This is a genomic window from Microcystis sp. M109S1 (assembly GCF_020247025.1).
Classification (GTDB): domain Bacteria; phylum Cyanobacteriota; class Cyanobacteriia; order Cyanobacteriales; family Microcystaceae; genus Microcystis.
The window spans coordinates 1-3420 of the sequence record NZ_JADBRW010000128.1 but is presented as its reverse complement, the minus strand read 5'-3'; the positions used below and the strand labels follow the sequence as shown (position 1 = coordinate 3420).

Genomic DNA, 3420 nt, shown 5'->3' with positions numbered 1-3420 from the left:
GTCTCTTATGCAGACTTTCGAGTTCAAGGGTTCAACTCAATCGAGCCATTCACTACCGCCCACTCAGGGGATTCAAACCAATTTCATTTTCACATAAAGCCGTCCTAAAAGGACGGGGCTTTAACCCAAAATTTTGGTAAAATCGAACAGGTGGGGACTCCCGATCAGGTGTACGATCATCCTGCCTCTGCTTTTGTGATGAGTTTTATTGGCCGGGTGAATGTTTTGCCACCGACCTCGGCTGCACTGTTCGAGCAGCTCGGAGGGGGTACTAACGGAGTCAAGATTTTCATTCGTCCCCACGGCCTAGAAATTCTCTCTTTTCCCAATGGGTCTAGCATTGAGGCAAAAGTCGAGCGCATTATCCATCTGGGTTGGGCCATCGATGTGGAATTAATTCTACCGGATCGCTCTCTCCTGATTGCCCATCTGGATCGAGAACAACTGACTCAACTGCACCTCCAAGTCGGGGAGCAAGTTTATGTTCGTCCTCGGGATGCTCGCGTTTTTGCTTAAAAGTCACCCTTATTGTTAGCACCTGACGGTCGCAGGATGAACAGCGATTATTTCCGGGTAACGGCTAAAATCGTCAACATTAAAGGTCAGAATATGTGTAAGGTCATGAACGCACATGGCTGCTACTAGCTTCGCATCATGTACCTGCACACCCTTGACTGAATAGGTGAAGACCAAGCGTTCCCATTCGGGATAAATAGCGGGCAGATCGTCAATAATGAGAAAAAGTGACTTTAGGCGATCGATTTCCGCCTTGGCTGCGGCCACTGTGCGTCCTAAACCATTTCTATTAATTGGACGGGTGTAAACGTTCCAAAACTCGATTAAATTCTGTGGTGCGATATAGAGTTTTTCTCCTTGTCCCAATAATAGACTTGTCGCACCCACAGCATCGCCATACATGATGTGATCGGGTTCCGCACTTCGCAATAAGACATTAGTATCAACTAAAAAAGTCACAGTCACTCATCGTCATAGATACTATCGCGACTTACGGCATAGTCGGATAAAAGTGCGCTGCCTCGATCGTGACTACTTGCCCAATCCCGAAAAGCTTGCGCCCGTTCCGTCGGTGTTGCCGTCTCGTAAAAAGGTGTTTTTGGCTCTATCAGTTGTTTTAGCATTTTCTCCAAGAGAATTTCTACCTTTTCTGGTGATTGGTGGCTAATTCTTGCCAAAATCTCGGCAATTGCCTTTAAATCTTGCTGATGGGCTTTTTTAAAGTCTAGCAGCATTTCCGATCCCTCCCCATCTAGCGATCGCTGAGAAAAAGGAGTAATTTCCATAGATATCGCTCTCCTTGAAAACCGCTAAAACTTGATTCTGCCATAAAAACTTTTTTTAGAATAGATTGGGATCGACACCGATCGCCCCTTCACCGTCCGCATCTTGCAGGTTAGCACCGTCTAACCGAGCATTAGTGAGATTGGCTTTCTCTAAGTCAGCTTTTTGCAGATTGGCGTTGGTTAAGTTTGCTCCTTGCAGGTTGGCTTTTTCTAAATCTGCACCTAAGAGATTGGCCCCGCTTAAATCGGCTCCCGCTAGGAGAGTTTTGCCGAGGTCGGCTCCCTGGAGATTAGTCCCTTTGAGGTTAGCACCCTGTAGGTTGGTTCTTTCTAGATCCGTTTGGCTGAGGTTTGCTCCTTCTAGATTGGCCGAGGACAAGTTTAAATCTTTGAGGCTAATTCCGTTAAAGTCACAACCGACACAGGCGTTAGTTTCCTGTAGTTTTTGCAGATTATCGGCGGCAGCCGGCTCGACCAGAGTAATTTTTGCCGGTGCGCCGCCAGTGGGGGTAACGGCCCTAGCGATGGCAGGGTGGAAGCAAGAAAAAACTGTGATTAGTAATAGACAGAAGGCTGTCAGTAGCGTCGGTTTCATCGTTTTTGATCTCCTTGAGTGATCTTTTTGAGTCTCTGTTTTCACTCTAGGCAATGGCTTTAATAAAAACAAATATTCTTTGTTTTTAAATCCATAAATTCCCTTTATGCAAAGCTGGGAAACTCCCTCGCCGTTCCATCACTTTTATTTATTAAAACGACAATTAAGAATATTTGCTTTTATGCTTGTCCCGTACCTAAGTTGATGGTGGCGATCTCGTTAAGTTGGGGCTTTTCTAGGCGTGTTGTGGTGGAATAAGTCTAGCAGCAAGGGATTTTCTCAATTTTTTAGGAGCGTGTCAACCGTTATACTCCGGGACAATGGGCGACTGTGACATAATTTGTGACTAGGTACGGTAAGAGTCGCTAGTGAACCCCGTTAGCCTTGGAGACTTCCTTGCTAGACACCATTTCCACCCTATCCCCAAAACTAACAGCGATCGAATCCCCGGGAAATCCTCTCCCGAAAGTTGCTACTTGTTCCTCTACCTGTCGTTACTGTCGGTTTTATAAGTTTCAGGGGAGAGGAAATGGCTATTGTCAACGCTTGGGAGTCCCTGTTCACAGTCATTGGCGCGCCTGTCCTTTAATTTGTCCACCTTTTGCCCCTTCTTGGGAAAGGTCGGAAAATGGGTAATTCTAAGTAGTTATCTGGATTTTACCACCTGTATCGAGCAATTTTCTCCCCATCCCGCTCCGTCCGAGGATGGGGTTTTAATCGAAACCGATGCTTTCCACTCCACCGCTATCGGGACTGGTGGCGACAAAATAGAGAATTCCCGACCCTAGACAAGCGATCGCTATACTAAAGCAAATAATCCAGACTTGAGCAGGTTCGTAGCTATTACTATCGATCGCCCGACGGATGAGAAAATAGTGGCGCGTGGCGATGACAACGGTTAATAATCCCACCATAGCGAAGACAAAACCCAACAACCAACCTAGTCCTAGAGATGACGAAGATGCCGTCCGTAAACGCAAAATGACCAGACCAAAACCCATCAAAGCGATCGAGGCGCGCATCCAAGACAGATAGGTGCGTTCGTTGGCTGAATGATCTCGCCAGTAATCAGGGTTAAATTTCTGCTTTGTCTTTCGGGATTTGAACAGCATAGAGGAGTTCCTCGCAGTGAACTTCAATAAAATCAAGTATTCTTTCTTCTGGTTTTAATAAATTGTTTTTATCATCTAGCCATTAAGGAATCTTAAGTCTTCTTCAAGCCACTTTTTCGCTTATCTTTAGCCAATTCAAGGGACTTGAGCAGATTATCATCGAAAATTTTGGGTCTGAAACCCCGTCGTTCTACGACGGCTTTACTGTTAAATACTAGCGCATTTACACGATATATGCTAGAATGTAAGACATGGAGAAAGCCTATTGGTTCCGATTTTACCCCACACCAGAACAAGAGTCGCTATTGCGGCGCACCTTGGGCTGTGTAAGATTAGTTTACAATAAAGCTCTCCATGTCAGAACACAAGCATGGTACGAAAAGCAAGAAAGAGTAGGCTACGCTCAAACTTC

Annotated in this window: 7 protein-coding genes; 3 read left to right on the top strand and 4 right to left on the bottom strand. The window is 45.7% G+C overall.

Annotation, left to right across the window (positions count from 1 at the left end; translation table 11 throughout):
• Positions 1-150 precede the first annotated feature (150 nt).
• Positions 151-516 carry a TOBE-like domain-containing protein gene (locus tag IM322_RS06200; RefSeq protein ID WP_287675465.1) on the top strand — a complete coding sequence of 122 codons (366 nt, stop codon included), beginning with the start codon at positions 151-153 and terminating at the stop codon, positions 514-516.
• A gap of 15 nt (positions 517-531) precedes the next feature.
• Here IM322_RS06200 and IM322_RS06195 read toward each other — a convergent pair whose 3' ends face one another.
• Genes IM322_RS06195 through IM322_RS06185 form a run of 3 tightly spaced genes read right to left on the bottom strand, consistent with a single transcriptional unit; the run spans position 532 to position 1896 of the window.
• The gene (locus IM322_RS06195) at positions 532-975 is read right to left on the bottom strand and encodes a type II toxin-antitoxin system VapC family toxin (RefSeq protein ID WP_287675464.1); all 444 of its coding nucleotides are present in this window, start codon (positions 973-975) and stop codon (positions 532-534) included.
• A gap of 2 nt (positions 976-977) precedes the next feature.
• Positions 978-1301, bottom strand: a complete 324-nt coding sequence (locus IM322_RS06190; RefSeq protein WP_287675463.1) for a hypothetical protein — start codon at positions 1299-1301, stop codon at positions 978-980.
• Between the two features lie 55 nt (positions 1302-1356).
• On the bottom strand, positions 1357-1896 hold the full coding sequence (locus IM322_RS06185) for a pentapeptide repeat-containing protein (RefSeq protein ID WP_287675462.1): 540 nt from the start codon (positions 1894-1896) through the stop codon (positions 1357-1359).
• Positions 1897-2292: 396 nt separating this feature from the next.
• Here IM322_RS06185 and IM322_RS06180 point away from each other — a divergent pair, with 396 nt between their 5' ends.
• On the top strand, positions 2293-2532 hold the full coding sequence (locus IM322_RS06180; protein ID WP_287078816.1) for a hypothetical protein: 240 nt from the start codon (positions 2293-2295) through the stop codon (positions 2530-2532).
• 77 nt (positions 2533-2609) lie between these two features.
• Here IM322_RS06180 and IM322_RS06175 read toward each other — a convergent pair whose 3' ends face one another.
• The gene (locus IM322_RS06175) at positions 2610-3008 is read right to left on the bottom strand and encodes a YidH family protein (RefSeq protein ID WP_287675461.1); all 399 of its coding nucleotides are present in this window, start codon (positions 3006-3008) and stop codon (positions 2610-2612) included.
• A 251-nt stretch (positions 3009-3259) separates the two neighbouring features.
• On the opposite strand from IM322_RS06175, the gene IM322_RS06170 reads away from it, so the two are divergent.
• Positions 3260-3420, top strand: a 161-nt coding sequence (locus IM322_RS06170) for a helix-turn-helix domain-containing protein (protein WP_287675466.1), incomplete at its 3' end; no start/stop codon positions are given.